11 protein-coding genes, 2 tRNA genes and 2 pseudogenes are annotated in these 20,923 nt (G+C 70.4%); 9 read left to right on the forward strand and 6 right to left on the reverse strand.

Translation table 11 applies throughout. The features are described from left to right. Positions 1-73: 73 nt before the first annotated feature. From AB0F52_RS12840 to AB0F52_RS12865, 6 genes are all read left to right on the forward strand, one after another. Positions 74-637, forward strand: coding sequence for a helix-turn-helix domain-containing protein (locus tag AB0F52_RS12840; RefSeq protein ID WP_360168802.1), 564 nt, complete (start codon positions 74-76; stop codon positions 635-637). A gap of 125 nt (positions 638-762) precedes the next feature. Then, positions 763-2,361, forward strand: coding sequence for a phosphoglycerate dehydrogenase (gene serA / locus AB0F52_RS12845; protein ID WP_360168805.1), 1,599 nt, complete (start codon positions 763-765; stop codon positions 2,359-2,361). 230 nt (positions 2,362-2,591) lie between these two features. Beyond that, on the forward strand, positions 2,592-5,954 hold the full coding sequence (locus AB0F52_RS12850) for a S8 family serine peptidase (protein ID WP_360168808.1): 3,363 nt from the start codon (positions 2,592-2,594) through the stop codon (positions 5,952-5,954). A gap of 228 nt (positions 5,955-6,182) precedes the next feature. Further along, positions 6,183-7,220 carry a 3-isopropylmalate dehydrogenase gene (locus AB0F52_RS12855; protein WP_103335456.1) on the forward strand — a complete coding sequence of 346 codons (1,038 nt, stop codon included), beginning with the start codon at positions 6,183-6,185 and terminating at the stop codon, positions 7,218-7,220. Positions 7,221-7,761: 541 nt separating this feature from the next. Next, entirely contained in the window at positions 7,762-9,366 is a 1,605-nt protein-coding gene (gene cimA, locus AB0F52_RS12860; protein WP_360168811.1) for a citramalate synthase, read from the forward strand. Between the two features lie 93 nt (positions 9,367-9,459). Further along, a complete protein-coding gene (locus AB0F52_RS12865) occupies positions 9,460-10,230 on the forward strand; it encodes a fumarylacetoacetate hydrolase family protein (protein ID WP_360168814.1) in 771 nt (256 codons plus the stop codon). 74 nt (positions 10,231-10,304) lie between these two features. Here the strand turns inward: AB0F52_RS12865 and AB0F52_RS12870 are convergent, their stop codons facing one another. Next, entirely contained in the window at positions 10,305-11,552 is a 1,248-nt protein-coding gene (locus AB0F52_RS12870; protein ID WP_360168817.1) for an FAD-dependent oxidoreductase, read from the reverse strand. A 409-nt stretch (positions 11,553-11,961) separates the two neighbouring features. Here AB0F52_RS12870 and AB0F52_RS12875 point away from each other — a divergent pair, with 409 nt between their 5' ends. From AB0F52_RS12875 to AB0F52_RS12885, 3 genes are all read left to right on the forward strand, one after another. Next, positions 11,962-12,789, forward strand: coding sequence for an HAD family hydrolase (locus tag AB0F52_RS12875; RefSeq protein ID WP_360168820.1), 828 nt, complete (start codon positions 11,962-11,964; stop codon positions 12,787-12,789). A gap of 50 nt (positions 12,790-12,839) precedes the next feature. Beyond that, positions 12,840-12,911 (forward strand) — tRNA-Gln (locus AB0F52_RS12880). Between the two features lie 101 nt (positions 12,912-13,012). After that, positions 13,013-13,088: transfer RNA gene (locus tag AB0F52_RS12885), tRNA-Glu, on the forward strand. Between the two features lie 104 nt (positions 13,089-13,192). Here AB0F52_RS12885 and AB0F52_RS12890 read toward each other — a convergent pair. From AB0F52_RS12890 to AB0F52_RS12910, 5 genes and pseudogenes are all read right to left on the reverse strand, one after another. Next, complete coding sequence (locus AB0F52_RS12890) at positions 13,193-17,227, reverse strand: hypothetical protein (protein ID WP_360168823.1); 4,035 nt, start codon at positions 17,225-17,227, stop codon at positions 13,193-13,195. A gap of 53 nt (positions 17,228-17,280) precedes the next feature. Beyond that, positions 17,281-19,008, reverse strand: a pseudogene (gene dnaK / locus AB0F52_RS12895) (molecular chaperone DnaK); the annotation flags it as partial. A 414-nt stretch (positions 19,009-19,422) separates the two neighbouring features. Continuing rightward, positions 19,423-20,055 (reverse strand): annotated as a pseudogene (locus AB0F52_RS12900) (caspase family protein); the annotation flags it as partial. A gap of 3 nt (positions 20,056-20,058) precedes the next feature. Further along, positions 20,059-20,415 carry a hypothetical protein gene (locus AB0F52_RS12905; protein ID WP_360168826.1) on the reverse strand — a complete coding sequence of 119 codons (357 nt, stop codon included), beginning with the start codon at positions 20,413-20,415 and terminating at the stop codon, positions 20,059-20,061. A 136-nt stretch (positions 20,416-20,551) separates the two neighbouring features. After that, positions 20,552-20,911, reverse strand: a complete 360-nt coding sequence (locus tag AB0F52_RS12910) for a DUF6292 family protein (protein WP_360168829.1) — start codon at positions 20,909-20,911, stop codon at positions 20,552-20,554. Between the last annotated feature and the right edge of the window lie 12 nt (positions 20,912-20,923).

Raw genomic sequence — 20,923 nt, forward strand, 5'->3', positions numbered from 1 at the left:
GTAAGCTGAGGCTGCCTCCGGTTAATATACGGAGGCGGCCTCCGATTGGCTAGCCGGTATGGTCGGGAGTGCGATGACCGACGTGAAACCGATGCGCGCGGACGCCCGCCGCAATTACGAGCGCCTCCTCGAAGAGGCCCAACGCGCCTTCGCCGAACACGGCGTCGAGGCGTCCCTGGAGGACATCGCGCGCCGCGCCGGCGTCGGCATCGGCACGCTCTACCGGCACTTCCCGACCCGGGACGCGCTGCTCGAGACGCTCCTGCGCGCCCGGTTCGACGCCCAGGCCCAGCGGGCCCGCGAACTGCTCACCCACCCCGAGCCGCTGAACGCCCTGCAGTCCTGGCTCACCGGGCTCGGGGACGCCACCGGCACCTTCCGCGGCCTGGTCGAGCTCACCGCGGACGCGCTGAACGACGAAACGTCCCGGTTGTACGAATCGTGCCACGCCATGCGCGAGGTCGGTTCCCAGCTAGTGGAACGCGCGAAGCGCGCGGGCGAACTCCGCGAGGACGTCACGGCGCAGGAGCTGCTTCTGTTGCTGCACGCGGCATCCTGGGCGGGCGGGCACCTGCCGGGCCAAGGGGGCATGCAGCGGCTGCTGGCTCTTGTTTTCGAGGGATTGCGGGCGAGTTAACACCAGACGACGCCACAGGTCCGGCCCGCGCGTTAAACTCCGGCTCGACCGGGGCACAACGACGTGCTTAGACCGTTTGTCGACACCGAGCGTCCTGGAAATGACCAGATAGTGGGAGCCGTATCGTGAGCAAGCCCAGCAAGCCCGTCGTCCTCATCGCGGAAAAGCTCGCCCCCTCCGTGCTGAGTGTCTTCGGTGACGAGGTGGAGGTCCGGCACGTCGACGGCACGGACCGGTCCGCGCTGCTCGAGGCGGTGAAGAGCGCCGACGCGCTCCTGGTCCGCTCCGCCACCCAGGTGAACGCCGAGGTCTTCGCGGCCACCACGCAGCTCAAGGTCGTCGCCCGCGCCGGCGTCGGCCTCGACAACGTCGAGGTGCCCGCCGCGACCGAGCGCGGGGTCCTGGTCGTCAACGCGCCGACGTCGAACATCGTCTCCGCCGCCGAGCACGCCGTCGCCCTGCTGCTGTCGGTCGCGCGCCGCGTCCCGGCCGCCGACCAGAGCCTCCGCGGCGGCGAGTGGAAGCGCAGCTCGTTCTCCGGCGTCGAGCTGCAGGGCAAGACCGTCGGTGTGGTCGGCCTCGGCAAGATCGGGCAGCTGTTCGCGCAGCGCCTCGCCGCCTTCGACACGCACCTCATCGCCTACGACCCCTACGTCTCGGCCGCCCGCGCCGCGCAGCTCGGCATCGAGCTCGTCACCCTCGACGAGCTGCTGACCCGCGCCGACGCCATCTCCATCCACCTGCCGAAGACGCCGGAGACCAAGGGCCTCATCGACGCCGAGGCGCTGAAGAAGACCAAGCCGGGCGTCATCATCGTGAACGCCGCCCGCGGCGGGCTCATCGTCGAAGAAGACCTGGCCGACGCGCTGCGCTCGGGCCACGTGGGCGGCGCCGGTGTCGACGTCTTCGTCAGCGAGCCGACCACGTCCAGCCCGCTGTTCGAGCTGGAGAACGTCGTCGTGACGCCGCACCTGGGCGCCTCCACGGCCGAGGCGCAGGACCGCGCGGGCACCGACGTCGCGAAGTCGGTGCTGCTGGCCCTGCGCGGCGACTTCGTGCCGGACGCGGTGAACGTCTCCGGCGGCGGGGCCGTCGGCGAGCACGTCCGTCCGTACCTTTCGCTGGTCCAGAAGCTCGGCCAGCTGCTGACGGCGCTCAACCCGACGTCGCCGACGTCGGTGACCGTCCAGGTCAAGGGCGAGATCTCCAACGAGGACACCGGCGTGCTGCAGCTGGCGGCGCTGCGCGGGGTGTTCACCGGCGTGGTCGAGGACCAGGTCACGTTCGTCAACGCGCCGCAGCTGGCGGAGAAGCTGGGCGTGCAGGTCGAGCTGGAGACGGAGCCGGAGAGCCCCAAGTTCCGCAGCCTGGTCACCGTCCGCGCGGTGCACGCCGACGGCGCGGTGCTGAGCGTGTCCGGTTCGGTCACCGGCCTGGACGAGGTCGAGAAGCTGGTCGAGGTCAACGGCCGCGGGTTCGACCTGCGGGCCGAGGGCACCGTGCTGCTGGTCGAGTACCCGGACCGCCCGGGCGTGATGGGCCGGGTCGGGACGCTGCTGGGCGAGGCGGGCATCAACATCGAGGCCGCGCAGATCAGCCAGACGACGGACGGCTCGGACGCGGTGATGCTGCTGCGCGTCGACCGCCACATCGACGCACACCTGCTGGAGCCGATCGGGGCTTCGGTCGGGGCGCACACGATCCGTGCGGTGGACTTCAACTGACGTAACCCTTTCGAAGGCCCCCTGTCACCCGGCAGGGGGCCTTCGTGCGCAATCACATTCACGTAACGGAGTCCTTTGCCTACGTAAGTAGGTGTTTTGGGGCATTAGGTTCTCCCCGCGAGGTTGAACCACGCGTCGTCGAGGGCACGGCGCTGTGCCGCGCTTCACCGTCGGGGGTGTCAGGAGCGGCAGGCAGGTTCGGGTCCAGACCTCGAGTAAGGGGCCGACTCATGAGCAGATCCCGCCTCCCCGCGCGCGCCACGACGGCGGCCTTCGCCGTCGTTCTGGCGGCCGCGCTCGGGGCGCCGGTCGCGAGCGCAGCTGATGCTCCACTCGCCGACGGCGTCGCACCCGCCAAGATCGACGACGCGAAGCTGCAGGGGAAGCTGTCGCCGCGCCTGGGGGCCGCGCAGGGCCGGGTCACCGCGTTCGTCGAGCTGGCCAAGAAGCCCGCCGTCGACGCGTTCACCGCCACGCAGCCGCAGGGCAAGGAGCAGGCCAAGCGGGCCGCTCGCGCCGCCAAGGCCGACACCGCGGCCGCCGTGGACTCCGTCCTCGGCCAGCTGCGTGCGGGCAACGCCCAGCCGCAGGTCGTCACCCAGACCGCCAACGCCGTTCCCGGCGTGGTCGTCACCGCCGACGCCGCGAAGCTGCGCGAGGTCGCGAAGCGGGCGGACGTCGTCGCGGTGCGCACGGTCGTGCCGAAGACGCGCACCAACGCCAGCGCCGAGCAGCTGACCAACACCCTCGCCGCCTGGCAGCAGACCGGCAAGTTCGGCGACGGGGTCCGCGTCGGCGTCATCGACGACGGCATCGACTACACCCACGCCGACTTCGGCGGCCCGGGCACGCAGGCCGCTTACAAGGGCGTCGACAGCACCAAGCCGACCCCGCTCTTCCCGAGCGCCAAGGTCGTCGGCGGCACCGACCTCGTCGGCGACGACTACGACGCCGCGACGGCCGGCAAGACCACCCCGAAGCCGGACCCGAACCCGCTCGCCTGCGGTGAGCACGGCACGCACGTCGCCGGCACCATCGGCGGCTTCGGCGTCACCGCCGACGGCAAGACCTTCAAGGGCGACTACAAGAAGCTGGACGCCAAGAAGGTCGACGCGATGCAGATCGGCCCGGGCACGGCACCGAAGTCGCTGCTCTACGCGATCAAGGTGTTCGGCTGCACGGGCTCGACGAACGTCACCTCGCAGGCCCTGGACTGGGCGCTCGACCCGGACGGCGACGGCGACTTCACCGACCACCTCGACATCGTCAACCTCTCGCTCGGCTCCGACTTCGGCGCGCCGGACGACCCGGACTCGCTGTTCGTGCGCAAGCTCGCCGCGAACAACGTGCTGCCGGTGATCTCCGCGGGCAACGGCGGCGACATCAACGACATCGCCGGCTCCCCGGGCAACACCCCCGAGGCGCTCACCGTCGCCAGCACGCGTGACGCGGGCATCCTCCGTGACGCCGCCGAAGTCAAGGCGCCTGCGACCGCGGCGGGCCAGAAGACCGGGCAGTACAGCCAGAACTACACCGGCTACGACACCCTGGACCTGGCCGCGCCGGTCGTCGCGTTGTCCGCCGCGAACAGCGCGGGCTGCGCGCCGTACTCCGCCGAGGACAAGGCGAAGGCGGCCGGCAAGTTCGTCTGGCTGGAGTGGGACGACAACGACTCGACCCGCACCTGCGGTTCGGCTGCCCGCGCCAACAACGCGCAGGCCGCCGGGGCGAAGGGCGCGCTGCTTTCGTCCACTTTGGAGCACTTCAGCGCGGGTATCGCGGGCAACGCGGCGATCCCGATGTTCCAGTTCACCGGGTCCGCGACGAAGACGCTGCGCGCGGCGCTCACCGCGGGCACGCTGCAGGTCCGGCTCTTCGGCGCCGGCCGCGCCTCGATCCAGACCTACGACAAGACGATCGTGGACACCCCGAGCTCGTTCACCTCGCGCGGCACCCGCGGCCCGGCGCTCAAGCCGGACGTCGCCGCGCCGGGTGACACGATCACCTCGGCGTTCCGCGGCAGCGGCAACGGCCGGACCGTGCTCTCGGGCACGTCGATGGCCGCCCCGCACACCGCGGGCATCACCGCGCTCGTCCGCCAGTCGCACCCGGACTGGTCGGTCGAGGAGGTCAAGGCCTCGGTCATCGACACCGCCGGCCACGACGTCGGCGACGGCGCGGGCCACACCTACGCGCCGCAGCGCGTCGGCAGCGGCCGGATCGACGCCAAGGCGGCGCTCGACAACCAGGTGCTCGCCTACGTCGTCGACGACCCGGGCGCGGTGAGCGTCAGCTTCGGCACGGTCGAGGCGTCCGGTCCGGTGACGCTGTCGAAGACGATCAAGCTCGTCAACAAGGGCGTCACGCCCGCCGAGTACTCCGTGGCCTACCAGGCGGTCAACGCGCTGCCGGGTGTGGAGTACACAGTGGACAAGCCGTCGGTGAAGCTGACCCCGCGCGGCACCGCCAAGGTCAAGGTGACGCTGAAGATCGCCGACCCGAAGGCGCTGCGCAAGGTCATGGACCCGACCATGCAGGCCACCCAGGCCGGCCTGGCCCGGCAGTTCGTCGCGGACGCCTCCGGGCGCGTCGCCTTCACGCCCACCAGCGGGGCCACGGTGCCGCTGCGGGTGTCGGTCTACTCCGCACCGAAGCCGGTTTCGACGATTTCGACGCCGCCGTCGGTGAAGTTCGCCCCCGACACGACCCAGGCCGTGCTGAACCTGACCGGCAAGGGCGTCGACCAGGGTGCCGGCGCGCAGAAGTACCGCTCGCTGATCAGCGTGCTCGAGCTGCAGGCGGAGTCCCCGCAGCTGCCCGAGTGCGACGCGGACGTGGTCACCGACTGCACGCTGAACAAGACGGCCAAGGGCGGCGACCTCCGCTACATCGGCGCGGCTTCGACCGCCCCGCTGGCGAAGGCCCAGGGCGAGCCGGAGAACGCGATCCTCGCGTTCGGCCTGTCCACCTGGGGTGACTGGGCGAACATCGGCAGCAACACCTCGCCGTTCGTCGACATCGACACGACCGGGGACGGGCAGCCGGACTTCGAGACCTACGTGACCAAGGCGACGTCGACCGACGTGCTCCTGGCCAACACGGTCGCGCTGACCCCGGGCTTCCCGACCGTCGACGTCCAGGCGGTCAACGGCCAGCTCGGTGACGTCGACACCAACGTGTTCGACACGAACGTGCTCACGCTGCCGGTTTCACTGGCCGCGCTGGGCATCGACGCGAACGCCGACAGCCACCGCATCTCCTACACGGTGGGCGTGAGCGGTTTCTACGTCGCGCCGGGCACGACGAACGGGCTGATCGACTACGTCGGCACGCCGCTTTCGTTCGACGCGCTGGCGCCGGGCTACGCGGTCCAGGGTGGGGGCGACGCCGCGCTGGGCTACGTCGCCAAGCCGGGGACGGCGCTGGTCGTCACGCGGAACGCGGCGTCGGCCGCGGCCGACAACGCTCTCGGGTTGCTGGCCATCGAGCACCACAACGCCGCGGGCAACCGGGCCAACGTGGTCAAGGTGGACGCGACGCAGGGCGCCCGGCCGGGGAACGAGCGTCAGCCGATCGGGGCTGGTCGCCGCTAGGTCCCGGCAAGATCGATTCATGCAGGACCAGGGGCGTCTCCGGGGGATTTCCGCCGGGGACGCCCCTCTGCTGTTCACCCGATTGGGTGTCTCACCCTGCGGGAGGATGCGGCATAAGGGTGGTGCGGCTACGGCAGTTTGTCTACGGCCGGTAACCTTCCGGCTGCTGGCGTTTTGTTGCGGTGGGCCATCGGTGCGGCCGGTGGTCCGGTCGACGGAGGTGTGTGGATGCGGCTCGCGGTGATCCCAGGAGACGGGATCGGGCCCGAGGTGGTCTCCGAGGCGCTGAAGGTGCTCGGCGAGGTAGTACCGACGGCGGAGATCACGAACTACGACCTCGGCGCCGCGCGATGGCACTCGACGGGCGAGCTGCTCCCCGAATCGGTCCTCGGCGAGCTCCGTCAGCACGACGCGATCCTGCTGGGCGCGGTCGGTGACCCGTCGGTGCCGAGCGGAATCCTGGAGCGCGGCCTGCTGCTGCGCCTGCGGTTCGAAATGGACCACCACGTCAACCTGCGCCCGGCGCGGCTGTACCCGGGTGTCCGGGGACCGCTGGCCGACGCGGGCGACGTCGACATGGTCGTCGTGCGCGAAGGCACCGAAGGCCCGTACGCGGGCACCGGCGGCCTGATCCGCAAGGACACCGAGCACGAGATCGCGACGGAGGTCAGCGTCAACACGGCGTTCGGCGTTCGCCGCGTGGTCGCCGACGCGTTCAACCGCGCCGAGGCCCGGCCGCGCAAGCACCTGACGCTCGTGCACAAGACCAACGTGCTCTCGTTCGCCGGGTCGCTCTGGTCGCGGATCGTCGAAGAGGTTTCGCTGGAGCACCCGGAGGTGACGGTCGCGTACTCCCATGTGGACGCGGCGACCATCCACCTGGTGACGGACCCGTCCCGGTTCGACGTGATCGTCACGGACAACCTGTTCGGCGACATCATCACCGACCTCGCGGCCGCGGTGACCGGCGGCATCGGCCTCGCGGCCAGCGGCAACCTGGACATGACCCGCCGCAACCCGAGCATGTTCGAGCCGGTGCACGGTTCGGCGCCGGACATCGCGGGCCAGGGGCTGGCCGACCCGACGGCGGCGGTGCTGTCGGTGGCGCTGCTGCTGGACCACCTCGGGCAGAAGGAATCCGCACGGCGGATCGAGGCTTCGGTGGCGTTCGACCTGGCGACGCGGGACCAGGCTTCGCCGGGGGCCACGCAGGCCATCGGTGACCGGCTGGCGGCGCTGGTTTCGTCGAACGTGCGTACTGCTTGATTATTCGGGGAAGCCCCGCGCCTGTTGCCTGGGTGCGGGGCTTTTTCGTGCCTGCTGCCGGCTTGCCCGCCGGCTCGTCGACCGGCTTGTCCACGGGCTCGTCGGCGGCTTGTCGCCCGGCTTGTCCACAGCGCTTCCGGGATGTGGAGAAGTGGGCGGTCGAGCGGCTTTTCGGGCGGTTCCGTCGGTGGGGGGGCGATAGACTGGACCGGGGTCAGCCCCCAGGGTGCGGTGGGGTATGTCTGGGGCCTGATGGGGGAGTTAAACCGCAGCGGGGGCGAAGTGGCGGCAGTGGCGCCGATGCCGGGCATCGAGGTCAGGAGCCCGGCGAGAGGATGCGCATCGAGCTTCCCGAATGGTGGGAGCTTGGCCCAGGTTCTGGACGTGGCCGCGAACGCTGTGGCATGATGCGACCGTGACCAGCTTCGCGATCATTATCGACGAGCGCGCCGGACGATAGCTCCACAAGAGCACCCGGCGCGCAACCTCTCGCACCCATGCGGGAGGTTTTTTTGTTGCCTTGGAACGCTAGGAGAAGACCGTGACCCGCAAGGAGCCCGCCGATACCCCGCTCGGCGACGCCTTCCACCTCTACGACACCACCCTGCGCGACGGTGCGCAGCGAGAGGGCATCTCCTACTCCGTCCAGGACAAGCTCGCCGTCGCGCGGCTGCTGGACGAACTCGGGGTCGGGTTCATCGAAGGCGGCTGGCCCGGGGCGCTTCCCAAGGACACCGAATTCTTCGCCCGCGCCGCGAAAGGCGAACTGAAGCTCGGCCACGCCGCCCTCGTCGCCTTCGGGGCGACGCGCAAGGCCGGCACCACCGCCGACGCCGATCCGCAGGTCCGGGCCCTGCTCGACAGCGAAGCGCCGGTCATCACCCTCGTCGCCAAGTCCGACCTCCGCCACATCGAACGCGCTCTCCGCGTCGACGTCGACGAGGCCTGCGCGATGGTGAAGGACACCGTCGAGTTCCTCACGAACGAAGGCCGGCGGGTCTTCCTCGACGCCGAGCACTTCTTCGACGGCTACGCGCATTCCCCCGAGACCTCGCTCCGGGTCCTCGACGCCGCCGCCCACGCGGGTGCCGACGTCCTCGTGCTCTGCGACACCAACGGTGGCCAGCTGCCGCTCGGGCTCGCCGAGACCGTGCGGACGATCAAGGAAAAGACCGGATTCCGGCTCGGGATCCACTGTCAGGACGACACTTCCTGCGCCGTGGCGAACTCCGTCGCCGCGGTGCAGGCCGGCGTGACGCACGTCCAGTGCACCGCCAACGGTTACGGGGAGCGGGCCGGCAACGCCGACCTCTTCGCCGTGACGGGAAACCTGGTGACCAAGCTCGGCATGGAGGTCCTCCCGACCGGAGGTGCCGCCGAGCTCACCCGGGTCTCCCATGCCCTTGCCGAAATCGCCAACCTCGCCCCCTACACCCACCAGGCCTACGTAGGGGCGTCGGCTTTCGCTCACAAGGCGGGACTGCACGCGAGCGCGATCAAGGTGGATCCGTTGCTGTACAACCACATCGATCCGTCTTCCGTCGGCAATGACATGCGGGTACTGGTCACCGAGATGGCCGGCAGGGCCAGCCTCGAGCTCAAGGGACGTGAGCTCGGGGTCGACCTTGCCGGCCGGCCCGAGGCGCTGACGAGCGCCATCACGAAGGTCAAGCGCCTCGAGGCGGAGGGCTGGTCCTTCGAGGCCGCCGACGCCTCCCTGGAGCTCCTGCTCCGCCAGGAGGCCGACGTCCCGGCGGAAGCCCCGTTCGCGCTCGAGTCCTACCGGGTGGTCCTCGACCACCGCCCGGACGGCGAGGTCATGGCCGAAGCCACCGTCAAGGTGCACGTCGGCGGACAGCGCGTCATCGCCACCGCCGAGGGGATCGGGCCGGTGCACGCGCTCGACGCCGCCCTGCGGAAGGCGCTGTCGCCGCACCTGTCCTGGTTGGACAGTGTGGAGCTGGCCGACTACAAGGTGCGCATCCTCCAGGGCCACCCCGGCACCGACGCGGTGACGCGCGTGCTGGTCGAGAGCACCGACGGCGAACGCGAGTGGACCACCGTGGGCGTGCACGGCAACATCGTCGAGGCCAGCTGGCTGGCGCTGTGCGACGCCCTCGTCCACAAGAGCACCACCGCGGCCTGAGTCGCCGTGACATCCGGGCCTTCGGCCCGGGCCGGGGGCTCCGCCACCCGGAACCCCCGAAGGCCGGTGGTGGGGCGCACGTAGACTGGCTGCGTGCGCCTAGCCCGAATTGCTCATCCCGGTGGTGTCGCGTTCGCCTCGATCGAAGGCGACGGCGACGACGCCCAGGTCCTCGAAATCGCCGAGCACCCCTTCGGCCAGCCGAACTTCACCGGCAAGCGGTGGCCGCTGGCCGACGTCCGGCTGCTCGCGCCGATCCTGCCGTCGAAGGTGATCGCCGTCGGCCGCAACTACGCCAAGCACGCGGCCGAGTTCGGCAACGACGTGCCCAGCGAGCCGATGCTGTTCATCAAGCCGTCGACGACCATCATCGGGCCCAACGCGGCCATCCGCCGCCCGTCGGGCATCGGCCGCGTCGACTTCGAAGGCGAGCTCGCGATCGTCATCGGGCAGCCGGTGAAGAACGTCCCGGCCGCCCGCGCGGCGAGCGTCATCCTCGGGTACACGGTCGCCAACGACGTCAGCGCCCGCGACCTCCAGAAGTCCGACGGCCAGTGGGGCCGCGCCAAGGGCTTCGACACGTTCTGCCCGATCGGCCCGTGGATCGAGACCTCGATCGACGCCTCCGACCTCTCCCTGCGGGCCGAGGTCGACGGCGAGCTCAAGCAGGACGGCCGCACGTCCGGCCTCGTCCACCGGATCCCCGAGCTGGTCGAGTTCGTCTCCGGCGTGATGACGCTGCTGCCCGGCGACATCATCCTGACCGGCACGCCCGAGGGCGTCGGCCCGATCGAGGGCGGCCAGAGCGTCTCGATCACCATCGAAGGCATCGGCACCCTGACCAACCCGGTCGAGAGCGTCTAGACCCCGAGCCGATCCGCCAGGTGCGTGCGCTCCTGGCGGTGAAGGCCACCCCGGCCGGGGTGGCCTTCGAGTCCTCAGCGCCGCACCGGCTCCATCGCCCGCCGCGCGAAGGCGGGGGCGTGTTCCGGGCGCAGGCCCAGGCCCAGCAGGCGGGCCGGGAAGTACGACAGGCGCGGGAACCGGGCGAACGCTTTGATCATCGGCTCCGGCGGGCCGTTGCGCTTGCCGTTCATCACGCCGCGGACCACCGTCCGGTGCATCAGGCGCTGCAGCCCCTGCACCAGCAGCGTCGGCGCGAGGCGGCGCGAGCGAACCTTCGCCAGCTCGGCCCCCGTCGGACGGCCCCGGCGCAGCGGCTCGGCCAGCAGCGTCGCCGCCGCGACCGCGTCCTGCACCGCCAGGTTGATGCCCACGCCGCCGATCGGCGACATCGCGTGCGCCGCGTCGCCGATGCACAGCAGCCCGTCGACGTGCCACTTGCGCAGCAGGTTGAGCCGCACGTCGAGGAACTTGACGTCGTCCATCGTCTCGAGCTCGTGCACCCGGTCGGTGAACTCGGGGCAGATCTGCGTGACGTTCTCCCGGAACGCCTCGATGCCGTGGGCGCGCAGGTCTTCGCCCTTCGGCGCGAGGTAGGCGATCTGGTAGAAGTCCGGCCGGGGGAGCGGCACCGCGAAGCGGCGGTCCCGCATCTTCGGCAGCAGCATGGTGCCCGCTTCGTCGTCGCCACGCGAGAGCCGGAACCACCAGACGTCGAACGGGCAGTCGTACTCCCGAGGCACCAGGCCGGCCTCACGGCGGGCCAGCGACCAGCGGCCGTCGGCGGCGATCACCAGGTCGGCGCGGATTTCGCCGGTTTCCCCGGCGCTCGTGCGGTAGGTGATGCCGGCGACCCGGCCGTCCTCGCGGACCAGGCCGGTGCACTCGGTCTCCATCCGCTGGACGAACGTCGGCTCCTTGCGCGCGCTTTCGGCGAGCAGGTCGAGGAAGTCCCACTGCGGCACCATCGCGATGTAGGGGTGCGCCACCTTCAGCCGGGTGAAGTCGGCCAGCTTCATGAGCTCGCCGTTCTCCTGGGGGAAGCCCGCCGAGGTCAGCTCGCTGTGCGGCAACGCGTGGAACCGCTCGCCGAGGCCCAGCTCGTCGAGCAGCGTCAGCGTCGACGGGTGCACGGTGTCCCCGCGGAAGTCGCGCAGGAAATCGGCGTGCTTCTCCAGCACCGTCACCTCGACGCCGGCCCGGGCCAGCAGCAGCCCCGTGACCATCCCGGCCGGCCCGCCACCGATGACGACGCAGCTCGTGCGCTCGGTCATCTCGATCATCTCCCTTATTCATCGCTTGTTGAATAACTTGAGGATGCACCCGTGCGACCTCGGCGTCAAGGGGTGTGACCGGAGATACGCTGATCGGGCGACGCCCTCCGCGTCCCTGTCCGGTGGCCGAAAACCGTCCAAACGCGACAGTTGGTCGAAGGTGTTCCGGCTGCGCCCGACTCCGGCGGCGGGATGCGGAAGCGCCCTTGTGGACGGAGCGGATTCCCAAGCGCCGCAAGGGGTTTCACCGAGGAATCGATTGCTTTCCCGGACGGGGCGGCGCCGGGGCCGCGTACGGCCGGATAACCGAACGGGGACGGTCCGCCAACTGGGAGTAGAGAAGGTGCGCCGGAACAGGCGAGCGGCAATCACCTCTTTGGCAGCGTCGCGAACGCGGCGGTTGCCCTAGCCTCACTGGGTGGATTTCGCCCTGGCACCCCGGACCCCGTCGCGAACCGCCTCGCCCGCCGCGGCGGCGTCCGAGCCCTGGGCGCCGCCCGAGCTCCGGCTGGTGTGCCTGGACATCGACGACACGCTCATCGACTGCACCGCCGCGATCCGCCGGAGCCTCCACATCCTCACCGGCCGGGGCGACCTGTGGCCGCTGTGGGACCTCATCACCGAAGAGCACGTCGCCCTCGTCGTCGCGGGCGAACTCGACTACCGGACGATGCACCAGCGGCGCACCGACTGCTTCCTCGCCGAAATCGGCATCCTCGCCGACGCCGAGCAGGTGAGCTCCTTCGAGCGCCGTCGCCGGGAGCTGCTCGACCACTCGTGGCAGCTGTTCGACGACGTCCTCGACTGCCTGGAGTGGCTGCGCGCGGCCGGCCTGATGCTGGCCGCGGTGACGAACGCCTCGGGTGTCCACCAGCGGAAGAAGATCGCCGACCTGGGCCTGGCGCCGTTCTTCGACCACGTCGCCATCGCCGGCGAGCTCGGCGTGGCCAAGCCCGACCCGGTGATGTTCCACACGGTGTGCCTGGGCCTGGGCTGCGCCCCGGCGCAGGCGGTCCACGTCGGCGACAAACTGGACACCGACGCGATCGGCGCCCGCGACGCGGGCCTGGGCGCGGTCTGGCTCGACCGCGACCGCATCGGCGAGCGTGCCCCGGAGGGCGTCCACACGGTGGCCGGCCTCGCCGAGCTGCCTGAGCTGCTGGTTTCGGAGTACGCCACGATCGGGGTCCCGGCCCAGCGGGGCAGTGGCACCCCCGCGTTCACGGTCCGGAACGGCGTGCTCTAGTATTTCTCCTCGTGCGGTGCTGAACCGGCCCAGCCGGAGCAGTACCTCACTGGGGTATGGTGTAATTGGCAGCACGACTGGTTCTGGTCCAGTTAGTCTAGGTTCGAGTCCTGGTACCCCAGCTGCGGAGAGTGACCCCCCTGCCGGGCGGGAAATCGCTTCTGGTAGGTTCTCTCCAGCAAGAAAAACAGAAAAGCCCCTGGGAGACCAGGGAAGATCCTAAGCCCCCGTCGTCTAGCGGCCTAGGACGCCGGCCTCTCACGCCGGTAGCGTGGGTTCGAATCCCATCGGGGGTACCAGCAGTAACCAAACCGCCTGACTCACGTCGGGCGGTTTTTTGGTTTGAGGACCGGAGTTGCTCGCTGCGGTCCCCTTCGGACGAGCTGTCGCGAGGCCGAGCCGGCTACAGCCACCAGCGGTGGGTGTCCCGGATCGCCGATGCCAGCTGCGTGGCCACGTCCGGCCCGGCGAGGCTGCGGAGCGTCCCGGTGCTCGAATCCAGCAACGTGAGGAAGACGTTCCGGTCGACGGTGCGGAATACCGTGCGCAGGAGCGTCACCCATTCACCCGGCTGAGCCGTGTTCAGCTCGTCGCCTGCTCGTTCGAGTTGACGGCGAAGGGGTTCCGTGAACCCGTACGGGACGGCCAGCGCCGCCGAGACCAGGTGCGCCACCGGGAGGTGGGGCGAAATCGCCGCCAGCGCGCGGGCCCGGCGGTCCTCGTCGGTGAAGTTCCTGACGAGGTGCAACGCCTTGACGACCTGGCCGGCGGGAAGGTGCGGCGACAGCTCCGCGAGCGTCTGGCCGACGGTGCTTTCGGTGAAGGCGGACTCCGCCGCGGCCAGTGCCTTGGTCACCCTGGTGATCGGCAGGTGCTCGGCCAGGTGCGCGAAGCTGCGCACGCGCAGCCCCCTGTTGTGGATGGCCTGTGCGGCAGTCAGCGCTGCGTCGAGCGAGATGGCCTTCAGCTCGCACGGCAGGTGGGGCGCCAGCAGCGTCAGGGCCGCGGCGCGCTCAACGTCGGTCGGCGTGGCCAGGGCGTATTCCAACGCCGTGAGCCGCTGCTCCGGCGACAGGTACGGGGCGAGCGCCGCCAGGGACTTCGCCCGCGCGTCTCCGTCCGTCATGGCTTCGACCATGGCCCACCCCTGGGCGATCTGGTCGTCGACCAGGTGGGGAGCCATTGCCGCCAGCGTGTCGGCGCGTGAGTTCTCGTACGGAACGGCTTCCGCCACGGCCAGTGCTTCGGCGAGCAGGGTACGTCGATTCTCGGCCGGCAGATGCCCGGCCAGACCGGCCAGCGCGCGGGCCCGGACACCGGGATAGGGGATGGCCCGCACGGCGGCGAAGGCGGCCTCCAGTTGCGCGGGCTGCAGGTGGGGAGCCAACCCGATCAGGGCGTGCACCCGGGCATTGACGTGCGTGATCGACTTGGCCGCGTCGCAGGCCTCCGCCAGCCGGCTTTCCGGCAGGTGAGGCGCCAGCCCGGCGAAGGCTCGGGCCTTTGCCTTGTCATCGCTGATCAATTCGGCGAAGGTCAGCGCTTCGGTGAGTTGCGTGTCCGACAGGTGGGGTGCCACGGCAGTCAGTGCTTCAGCCTGCGCCGCCTCGTTGCCGATCTCGCCGATCATGGCCAACGCGTCCGCTTGCTGTTCGTCGGGCAGATGCGGTCCCAAGGCGGCCAGCGCCTCGGCCCGGGCGATTTCGTCCGCGACCGTCGGGACCGCGGCCAGGATTTCGTCGCGTAGGCTCGCGGGCAATCCGGGGGACAATTTCGCCAAAGCCCTGACGTACGCGTCGTTGTAAGTGATTTTGGTGACGGTCTCCAGGGCCTCGGTGAGAATTTCGGGTCGTTGGCTGATCGGTGCGTGGCGGACCAGGCGGATAAGGGCATTGATACGTGCGTCCTGGCTTTGAAGCGCCTTCGTGGCTTCAAGGGCTTCGGCGACTGCATGAGTCTGCGCGCTCGAAGTCAAGTGCGGCAGCAATCCGATGAGCGCCTCGACTCGGGGGTCAACCCACTGAATGGCTAGGGCTGCGGTGAGGGCCTCGGTCATCTTGCCGGCGGAAAAGTATCGCGCCAGTGCTGCCAGCTTCCTTCCGAGGGACCATTCCGTGTGTTCCGAAACCTCCGAAAGTTTCAGTGCGGCCATGCCTTGCTCGAGTCTGGTCTGGGTGTCCGGAACGTTCTCTACGAGGTAGGACAGTTCCGCCGGGGGAAGATAGGGACACAACGCTGCCAGCGCTTCACTTGTCACGCCCAGGGGAACGTCATCCCAGGAGTTGTTCAGACGTTTACCGAGCAGTTCGGTCACTTTCTCGGGAGGCAGGTGGGGCGCCAGGAGCGACAGCACCTTCAGGCCGACGGCGATCGATTCCGTGGCGGCACCCGCGGCTTCGAGGGCCTCGGCGATCACCGCGGGCCGCTGGGCCCCGGGCACGTGTGGCACCAGGCGGGCGAGCACCTCGGCGCGCAGGTTGTCTTCGGAGACGCCTCGTGCGGCGGCCAGCGCCTCGTCAAGCCGGCCGGGTGGCAGGTGCGGGGCCAGGCTCGCCAGGATCTGGGCGCGGACGTTCCGCTTGGTGATGATCTCGGCTGCGCCGAAGGCCTGGTGCACCGCATCGGCTCGCTGGTCGCCCGGCAGGAAGCCGATCATGGCGGCGAGCGCTTCCGCGCGGGCACGTGGCGTCGACAGCCGGTGCGCGTGCGTCAGTGCCCGTTCCCAGGACCACACGCCGTGTTCGAGCAGGGAAGCCAGCAAGTTACCCGGCACGCTGTTCGTCAGGCTGGTGATCGAGGCGCTCATCAGCAGGTAGCGCATCTCTTCGGCCAGGCTGGGGGCCGGCCTGCGGGCGGCCAGCGCTTCGTCGGTCCGCCGCTCGCACTCGCCCCTCGCGATCGCCAGGTCGGCGAGATAACCGTCCAGGATCCCGGAGTGGTCGTGTGCGGCGAACCAGACGTTGACCGCCTGGTCTTCCGCGGTCGCCTTCTCGGCCCGCAACAGCCGGTGCAGATCGCTCCAGCCGCCGGCCGCCACCAGGTGGCGGGCCAGGTGGGACAGCGCGTACCCGCGATCGGCGCCGGCGAGACCCCGGTCGTCGGCCAAGGCGGGCAGGCCCTGGTCGAGGCCGCCGAACAGGTCGAGGGAACAGTCCGCGATGCGGCGGTGCGCGGCAAGTGCGGCCGGTGCGAGCACCTCGGACCACGCCCAGGATTCTTCGGACTCGGCGCTGCCGGCGCGGGCGCCGGTCAGCACTTCCCGCAGGCTGGCGTGGTAGATCTCGAAGTTCCGGTGCCCGGTGGAGTCCGAATCCGCCCTCGGCAGTGGCGCCGAAGCCGTCAAGAACGGCCGCAACGTCGCGTGGCACCATTGCCGGACCAAGGATTCGCCGACTCCGGAAAGCCGGGACAGCGTCGCCGTCGGCAGTGGTTCGCCGGCAACGGCCATGGTCGCCAAAAGCGGCAGGAGGCCGTCGCGCCAGTGCGGCTCCCGGCTCCACTGGGTCAGTTGCGCGGTGTAGTACGACGGCAAATCGGCCGGAAGCTTGTCCAGTTCTCCCGGATGGCGCAAACCCAGCCGGATTTCGTCGAGGACGTACCGCAGGTAGACCCAGATCCCGCCGCAGTGTGCGGCGGCGTCCGCGGCGAACGTGGCGGCGGGAATCCCGGCCTCGGCCAGGCGAGCGGACAGTTCTTCTTCGTGCAACGCCCTGTCGAGGTAGGACGCCACGTCGTCCCGGTTCTTCGTGTCGGTGGGACGGATCGAGAGGACGACCCGCGTAGCGTCGCACCGCGGCGGTGGGCTGCCGGTCCGATAGGTGCCCACGACGAACGTCCCCGACGGCAGCAGGCCGGGCAGTCCCCACGGCTGCATTCCCTCCGGGGTTTCCGCCTCGTCGGCGCCGTCGACGAGGAGAACCAGCGGCTTCCCGGCTTGCCGGGCGTGGTGGGCGGCCCGGGCGAGAACCGCTTCGAACCCTTCCGGGGTGAACGTCCACTCGGGCATCACCCCGCCGGGCGCGAAATCCGGCAGTTGGTGGCGCGCGATCAGCTGACCGGCCAGGTTCTGCAGCCCGACGCGGGCGAGGCCGCCATTGTTCAACCGTGCGAAGTGCCCGATCCAGGCCCTTTCCCGGACCAGATGCGCGCACAGTGCGGTCTTGCCCATGCCGGCTTCCGCTTCGACCCACACGTAGCCGGACCGATGGCGCTCGATGAACCGGTCGATCCGGTCGATCAGCCATTCCCGCCCGGAAAACCCGCGCTCCAGCACGCCGTCGAGAATGGGAGTGAGGTCGCGAACGGCCCGGTCGACCGCCACCGCGCCCGCGCCGGTACCGCCGAAATGCACCGACCCGATGCTGTTCGCCTGCACCGCTTGCCCGGATATCGTCGATTTCTCGATCTTGTTGTGCGTCCTGGCATCGGGCTCGCTCACCGCTTCATGGTGCCATCGCGATGGCACCGGAGCTACAGGCTCGGCCGCTGCTGGTAAATCGCCACGCCGATCTGCCTGCTGACCTCGTCGAGTTTGTCGGCCGCCGTTTTGATTGCCGTGGTGTCGGTGCCGGCGAGGGCGGTGCGCAGGACGTCGATCGCCTGGCGGGCCTGGCCCTGCATCTCGAACGGGAACTTGCCGCCGTGTTCGCGGATGAATGCCTCGAGCTGGTAGATGGACGTCTCGGCGCGGTTGCGCAGCTCCGCCTCCGCGCGGCGGCGCTGGTCCTCCTCGGTCCAGCGTTCGGCGTCGCGCACCATGCGGCCGATCTCGTCGCGGGACAGGCCGACGCCGCCGGAGATCTCGAGCGATTGCTCTCGGCCGGTGCCGAGGTCGCGGGCCGACACGTGCATCACGCCGTTGGGGTCGAGGTCGAACGTCACCTCGAACTGGGGCACGCCGCGCGGTGCCGGTGGCAGGCCGGTCAGCTCGAACGTGCCCAGGTGCCGGTTCTCCTTCGCGATCTCCCGCTCGCCCTGGTACACGCTGACCTGGATGGACGGCTGGTTGTCCTCCGCGGTGGTGAAGATCTCCGAACGCTTCGCCGGTATGCCGATGTTGCGGGGGATGACCCTGGTGAACACTCCGCCCTGGGTTTCGATGCCGAGCGAAACGGGGTTCACGTCGAGCAGGAGCGTGTCCTGCACCTCGCCCATCAGCACGCCGGCCTGCAGGGCGGCGCCGGCGGCGACGATCTCGTTGGAACTGAACCGCTGCTTCGGCGCGGCTCCGTGCAGCAGCTCGCGAACGAGCCCGAGGAACGCCGGCATCCGCGCGGCGCCGCCGGCGAACAGGACGTGGTCGATCTGCGCCGCGGTGATGCCGGCTTCGCGGAGGACGTCGGTGACCGGGCCGCGGACGCGGTCCAGCAGGTCCGCCGTGATGCTTTCGAACTCGGCCCGGGTGAGGGCCTCGTCGAGGTGCAACGGCTCCTTCTCCGCGCTCACCGTGATGTAGGGCAGGGTGATCGTCGTGCGCTGCACGCTGGACAAGGCGATCTTGGCCTGCTCCGCGGCTTCCCGGAGCCGCTGCAGCGCCATCCGGTCGGCCCGGAGGTCGATGCCCCGCGCGCGCCGGAACCGGTCCACGACGTGGTCGACGATCCGCTGGTCCCAGTCGTCCCCGCCGAGCCGGTTGTCCCCGCTGGTCGCCTTGACCTCGAAGACGCCCATGCCGCATTCGAGCAGGGAGACGTCGAAGGTGCCGCCGCCCAGGTCGCAGACGAGCACCGTGGCCTCGTCGGGAGCGCCCAGGCCGGAGGCCAGCGCCGCGGCGGTCGGTTCGCTGAGCAGCCGCAGGACGTTCAGCCCGGCGATCTCGGCGGCCTCCTTGGTGGCTTGCCGCTGGTGATCGGTGAAGTAGGCGGGCACGGTGAGCACGACGTCGGTGATCCGGGCGGTCAGCCCCTCCTCGGCGTCGTGCTTGAGCTTCGCCAGGATCCTGGCGGCGATCTCCTGCGCCGTGTAGCGCTGCCCGTCGATCGGCGGCGTTTTCCAGTCGGTCCCGATACGCCGCTTGACCGAGCGGAACGTCCGGTCCGCGTTCGTCACCGCCTGGTTCTTCGCGGACTGCCCGACGAAGACGTCGCCGGACTTCGCGAACGCGACGACGGACGGCGTCGTCAGCGTTCCCTCGGCGTTGGGGACCAGGAACGGGCTGCGGTTTTCGAGCGTGGCCAGTGCGGAGTTGGTGGTGCCGAAGTCGATGCCGACCGCCGTCAGCTGCCGCCGCGGCGGCTCGTCGGCCCGCGGACGCTCCGGTTCCCGAGGCTCGGCCGGCGTCTCGGGGACAGGTGGGACAGCCGGTTCCTCCCGGAGTGCCCGGAGGGCTTCGGCTGCCTTGCTCGCCAGGGACCGGCTGTCGTCGTCGGTGAGCTCGGTCAGCGTTTCGAGCGCCGCCCGGGCCAGCCGCGGCTCGTCGCCCTTGACCAGCGTGACGAGCATGCCGATCGCTTCCGCCCGATCCTGCGGCAAGGGTTCCCGCAGGGCGCGGGCGACCGCGGACGGCAGAACGGTGTGCGGTCCCGCCGTCCAGGCGGCGTTGCGGGCGATCGCCAGGTCGTCGACGGTGCCGCCGCCACGGCGTTGCGGCTTCGGCAGCCCGCGTGCGTGCAGGGCGCGAAGCAGGTGGCGGTAGATCTGCGCGAGCGTGAGCAGTTCGGGGCCGTCGGTCAGGCCGTCGCCGAGGAGCCGGAGGAGTTCGCCGGTGAACGCGGTGTGGGGCGCACCGGCCGGGGCGTTGGCGGTTTCGTTGGCCGCGGAGGAGGTGAGGGTGTAGCGCCCGGGGATGTCGATCTGCCCGGACACCACCGAGCCGGGATCGGCCATCGCCTCGATGGCCCGGCCCGAGAAACAGCAGTCGAGGATCAGGATGTTGTGGATCGCGGGGCTGTCGCGGAAGATCCGGTCGATCGTGGTGAGCGGCATCGCCGTGTAGGCGACGCGCTGGGCCCGGGTGGAGGACAGGCCGAGGTAGAGCGCGCCGTCGGCGTCGACCAAGCCGTGCCCGGCGTAGTAGACGAGGAGGGTGTCCTCCGCCTGCTCGGCGATCTCGGCCATCCGGGAGCCGAGCTGGTTGCTGTTGGCCGGATCGGTGATCACCGTGCAGTGCCGCGACGAGAACCCGCCGAGGTCCTCGCGGGTCAGGTGGTCGGCGAGCCCGCTCACGTTGCCCAGCACCCCGGGCAGATCCGGCAGGGTCTCGTCGTCGGGGTAGCGAGCGGTGCCGACGAGGACGACGCGAGACCGCCCCGGATCGGGCAGGCGCACCGGCTACCTCTCCCGCTCGGCGTCGAGGACGCTCTTGATCACGGCTTCGGCGTCCTCGACGCGCTGAGCGGTGACCTTCACCGAGCGGGCGCCGTCCCCGGCCGTGGTGATTTCGATCGTGGTGTCCGAGCGTTGCTGCCGGAGCCAGACCGACAGCGACCGGGCGAGCACCGCCGCCGCGCCTCCGCTGCCGAGGGCCACGGTGAGCACGTCCGCCACCGCGCCCATCTCGTCCGGTGCGGGGGCGGCGCTGGTCAGTTCGAGCTGCCCGCGCAGTTCGCTCTCGGCTCTCAGCCAGGACAAGAGCGGCCGGAGCCTGTCGCGGGAATCCCCCGCGGTCACCCGAATCCGTGCCTGCATCCGCGCTCCTCCGCCCGACCCCCGCCCACCCAGTCAATCGTAGGACGTGGTGGCTTCGCTACACGGGAGTTGCCGGCGGGAGGTTCGGCGCCTCGCTCAGGACACCGTCCACGGTGGATCAGCGCCCGGTCCGTGGCTACCAGGGCCGCTGAGCCGGCTCGGGAACGTCCTCGTCCGACCGGCGCACCGGGCGTTCCCCGCGCTCGGACAGGGCGGTGAGGACGAAGTCGGCCACCGACTCGGGTGTCTGGGTTCCCGGCAGTCCGGCGACGATCCGCAGTGCCGATCCGCCGGCCTCCGCGGCCAGCTCCCAGCCCTGCCCGGGCGTCCAGCGCAGCAGGTAGTCGCTCGGTTCGCGTTCTGCCGCCCGGCCCGCGAAGCGGATCTGCCCGCCCACGAAGTCGCCGGTGTGCGAGCGCGTGTCTTCCGGCTGCAACCCCAGCTCCGCGGCCACCGCCCGCATGCGCGCGGCCGTGGACGGTTCGTCGTCGGTCATGGGCCGCCCTCC

It is taken from the genome of Amycolatopsis sp. NPDC024027, from assembly GCF_040638975.1.
GTDB lineage: Bacteria > Actinomycetota > Actinomycetes > Mycobacteriales > Pseudonocardiaceae > Amycolatopsis.

Coding starts and splice junctions, on each gene's coding strand:
- AB0F52_RS12905 (WP_360168826.1), bottom strand. CDS start 20,415: ATGCAGGCACGGATTCGGGTGACCGCGGGGGATTCCCGCGACAGGCTC.
- AB0F52_RS12855 (WP_103335456.1), top strand. CDS start 6,183: ATGCGGCTCGCGGTGATCCCAGGAGACGGGATCGGGCCCGAGGTGGTC.
- AB0F52_RS12910 (WP_360168829.1), bottom strand. CDS start 20,911: ATGACCGACGACGAACCGTCCACGGCCGCGCGCATGCGGGCGGTGGCC.
- AB0F52_RS12850 (WP_360168808.1), top strand. CDS start 2,592: ATGAGCAGATCCCGCCTCCCCGCGCGCGCCACGACGGCGGCCTTCGCC.
- AB0F52_RS12840 (WP_360168802.1), top strand. CDS start 74: ATGACCGACGTGAAACCGATGCGCGCGGACGCCCGCCGCAATTACGAG.
- AB0F52_RS12870 (WP_360168817.1), bottom strand. CDS start 11,552: ATGATCGAGATGACCGAGCGCACGAGCTGCGTCGTCATCGGTGGCGGG.